This is a genomic window from Streptomyces sp. P5F9, assembly GCF_057961495.1.
The window spans coordinates 1-646 of sequence record NZ_JBXVPZ010001038.1; the positions used below are offsets into that span (position 1 = coordinate 1).

Below are 646 nucleotides of genomic sequence, written 5' to 3' on the forward strand. Positions count from 1 at the left end.
CTCACGCCCCACCCCACGGGCAATCAGACCCCGCGCCAGAGCATCCGAGCGCCCATCCAACTCGCCGTAGGACAAAGCCTGTTGCCGGAACCACAACGCGGTCGCATCCGGCGTCCGCACCGCCCACCCACGGAACCGCTCCACCACCGTGCCGGGCTCTGCCGGCTGGGCGGTGGCGTTCCACTCCTCCACCACCGCGGTCCGCTCGGACTCGTCCAACAACTCGATGTCGCTGAGCCGCAGTTGCGGACCGGCCGCGATCTGCTCCAGCACCCGGACCAGGCGGCGGGCCATCCGAAGGGCGCTCCGGCGCCTGAACACGTCGGCCCGGTAGTCGAGACGGATCGCGAGGCCGTCGTCTGGGGTAACTCCCAGCGCCAGCGCGAAGTTGGTCGACTCGCGGAGCTCCGTTGCCGTGACGGTGAGACCGTTACCGAGGGGCTGGGCGTCCAAGTCGCCCGGGTAGTTCTCGAAGGCCAGGAGCGTGTCGAAGGTCGCGCCGGGGCCGGCGGCCCGCTGTACTTCGCTCAGCCCGACGTGCTGGTGGTCCAGCAACGCCGACTGCCGCGCCTGAAGCGCGCCCAGCACCTCACTCACCGACCGGGCAGCGTCCAGATCGACCCGTACCGGCAGCGTGTTGATGAAC

Annotated in this window: 1 protein-coding gene; it reads right to left on the bottom strand. The window is 70.1% G+C overall.

The genetic code is table 11. From position 1 onward, the window contains the following. A partial coding sequence (locus tag AC31A1_RS52280; protein ID WP_489660055.1) for a condensation domain-containing protein occupies positions 1 to 642 on the bottom strand: 642 nt, incomplete at its 3' end. Positions 643 to 646: the final 4 nt, after the last annotated feature.